Annotated in this window: 2 protein-coding genes; both read left to right on the top strand. The window is 58.1% G+C overall.

Features of this window, described 5'->3' with window-relative positions; genetic code table 11:
• The coding region (locus P0D80_RS49105) for an integrase core domain-containing protein (RefSeq protein ID WP_408295714.1) at positions 1 to 336 on the top strand (336 nt) is incomplete at its 5' end.
• A gap of 404 nt (positions 337 to 740) precedes the next feature.
• Positions 741 to 3,331: pentapeptide repeat-containing protein (locus P0D80_RS49100; protein ID WP_408295711.1), on the top strand; the 2,591-nt coding region annotated here is incomplete at its 3' end.

Below are 3,331 nucleotides of genomic sequence, written 5' to 3'. Positions count from 1 at the left end.
ACGTTGAAGTACCGGCCGGCCTATCCGCTCAAGCCGTTCGATACCCTGTCCGCGGCGCGCGACTGGGTCACCGAACTGGTGCGCTGGTATAACCACGAGCATCGTCACAGCGCGATCCGGGTCGTGACGCCGGCCCAGCGCCATGCGAATCTTGATCAGGGCATCCTGGATCGCCGTGCGGCGCTCTACGAGAGTGCCCGGCAGCGCAATCCGTTGCGCTGGAAAGGCCCTGCGCGTAACTGGGAGCGGGTTCATCTCGTCCACCTGAATCCGGATCGCCCCGACCACCATAGCGTCATCCCACAACCACGCAACCAGGAGCGAAAAGCCGCCTGAAAATCCAAGCGTTGAGGCGACAACTAGCTTGAAAATTTCCGGACGTGTCCTAGTCGCGCTTTGTCTTCCGAACAAAGCCTAGGCCTGGCGGCTCCCAAAAAACCGCCCTCGCCGACGACCTGAAATTGGGAGGTCAAGATCTCGCCAGAAGCCTCGCCACTCGCGGATCTGCGTGAAATCCTATGGGACTTTTGTGTCGTCTGTTTAAACGCACCCAGATGGCATCCCGGTTTCCACGCCAACGACTCAACCGTTAGGACTACTGCCTGACTCCACCAAATCGAACGCTCTCATCAGGAACGGAGAAGACCCCGTCATTTTTCGATCGTCCGGCAGCGATCTCGAATGCATATGTCTACCGATGCGATGTATGTTCGAGGCACTAAGAGATCCATGGGATTACTATGTCTGTTGTGACTGCACAAACGTTCGCAAGAGCCTTTCTAGGTAAAGATTATGGTTTTGGCGAGTTCGCGGGCGGGACTCACCGACCCTTCCGGCAGGGCGGGGACGGAAAACGTGTTCCCACGTTTTCCAGAGAGGTCTTTTGGGGCAGCGTGTCCAACGCTGAAGAAAGCATGGGAAAACGGGCAGGGGACTTCAATATTGCGTGCTCACGTGGGACAGTGACGGCGACGATCACCCTGCTGACTGCCTTTATTGGACTGCTGATCGAGCGGGTTTGCAAGTGCATCAGCAGCCGCCAGAAAGAAGAAGACGTAACACAGGCGGTAGTCGATCTTCATGGGAAAATCCTCAACGACGAGATCCAGGATGAGGGTCTAGGTCACCGTTCTGTTTCAGTAATGTTGAAACACGGCGGTGAGCTGAAGGTTTCCGAGAATACAAACGGGGACGGCACAGTCCTGACCATTACTGTAGAAACGGGCGCGACGTCTGAGTCCTTCGCCATCGAGGGTTGTACCTTCGATGACTTCAGGGCAGTTCTGGAACAGGAGATTGTTCGCCACGAGGCAGATCATTATCTGTACGGGCAAACGGTTGCCAACATCCCACTGGAAAGACAGCAATTGCTCAGAGGAGGCAAGAACAAGCAGGGGATCGACCTGCGCAAGGCGGACCTGCGCGGGATGAATCTGAGCAGATTGAACCTGCGCCAGGCGAACCTGAGCGGGATGGACCTGCGCGGGGCGATCCTGGGTGGTGTGAACCTGAGCGCGGCGAAGCTCGACGGGGCGAACCTGAGCGAGGCGAACCTGAGCGGGGCGAACCTGAGCGGGGCGAACCTGAGCGGGGCGAACCTGAGCGGGGCGAACCTGAGCGGGGCGAACCTGAGCGGGGCGAAGCTGAGCGGGGCGGCCCTGAGCGGGGCGAACCTGGGCGGGGCGAACCTGAGCTGGATGCGCCTGAGTGGGATGGACCTGAGCAGGGCGAACCTGAGCGGAGCGAACCTGACCGGGGCGGACCTGAGCTGGGCGGACCTGAGCGGGGCGAACCTGAGCGGGGCGAACCTGAGCGGGGCGGACCTGAGAAGGACGAAACTGAGCGGGGTGACCGTGCAGCAGACGACATTCTCGCTGGACGCTCTACTGGACGCTGAAGGGTTTACCGATGAGATGTTTTCCGGGATTGTCTTCGCTGGATTAATAGAGGATCTGGGTAGTGCGGTTGCACGCGATGTTTATTTTAACCACCGGAACAATCCTGACTCCGGCAGCATTCTGACCGCCATAGATACGCGTTTAAAGGGCGACAACAAACTCCGCTGTATGGAACTGGCTATTAGGGCGCTTGACGACGCCATGAACGCAGGTGTCAAAGATCCTGAGGTTGATGCCGTGGTCACAGAGTTCCTGTTCGCCCATCCTGAGTATCAGCAAAGTGATGTAATCCAGTCTTTCGTTCAGAAGGCGGTTGGCAGGCTGTTCCTGAGCGCTCAGGACGTTCCCCTCACGCTGGAGGGCTGGTCCTCGCACGGACTGGGGTTCATGCTCGACCATGCTCAGACACAGCTGGCACAACCGGCACCCAGGGGGTACGCATGGGCTCGTGCGAACAGCTTCGGTTTGCTGCAGATACTGGATGCGGCCGAACAGCATGAAGAGCTGCGGGCCAAGGCAACGGCGCTGCGCCAGGCTTACCTGGATGCACTTCCAGCAAGCCTGATCCAGTTTGTGACAGAATCTGCCAAGAACATGTATGCGCCGGCGCTGTCCTATTTTCCGTTGCTTGCCCGGGATGAGGAGGTTTGCATTCTGCTGACCACCGAGGATTACAGGAAAGGTATGCGGGCGCCTGGGGACCCGGGTGAAGACCTTGGCAGTGTATTCGTTGCCGTAGACTGGAGCGGGAAGGGAGGGGCGGGCACTCCGCCGTACACTGAGGCGCACCTTGCCCGGTTCCCCGTGTTGCACGCCAGAAGCATCGCACGACTATCGAGTCAGGCGTTTGGGAACATCGTTAAGTGCCTGCTTCCTCCGGCGTATGTCGAAAGATACCTGCTCGGGGCCTCCAACGGGGCGAAGCAAAACTGGACAACTCCGCAGATCCAGGCGGATCTGAAGCGGTTCATTATGCCGCTGATGGGGCATGAGCGCGATGATGCCGTTCGGTTCGATACGCTTTCGGATGCGCGTGTTTCAGAAGAGACGCTGAAACAGCTCCTTAAGGAGGCCGAGGCAGTACATGGCCCCATGAACAATACCGAAAAGGCCTTTTTTCTAAGATCACAGGCAGCCGCACTGTCGTACGCAAGCAGTACGAGGTTGTTTGGCCAAGAAGTGGATTCGCCGGAAGCGCTGCGTGCACTGGCGGCCGCGATGCTCAATAATGCCGATGATCTGGATCCTGGTACCGAGCGATTTTCAAAAGACGGGCTGGCAAATCTGAAGAAGCGACTCCTTGGGGAGGGGGAAACCTTCACATGCTCAGCGGTAGTTTCCGGTCTCCTGCGAGATGAGCTGCGAAACCAGATGAAGAATAACGAACGGCTCGAGAAGATCTATAACGCAACGTATCCTGTGAGATGGGGCTA

The sequence above is a fragment of the Paraburkholderia sp. RL17-373-BIF-A genome (assembly GCF_046030175.1).
Classification (GTDB): Bacteria; Pseudomonadota; Gammaproteobacteria; order Burkholderiales; family Burkholderiaceae; genus Paraburkholderia.
Note: the sequence above shows the minus strand (reverse complement) of the source record. Positions and strands in the feature narration are given on the sequence as shown.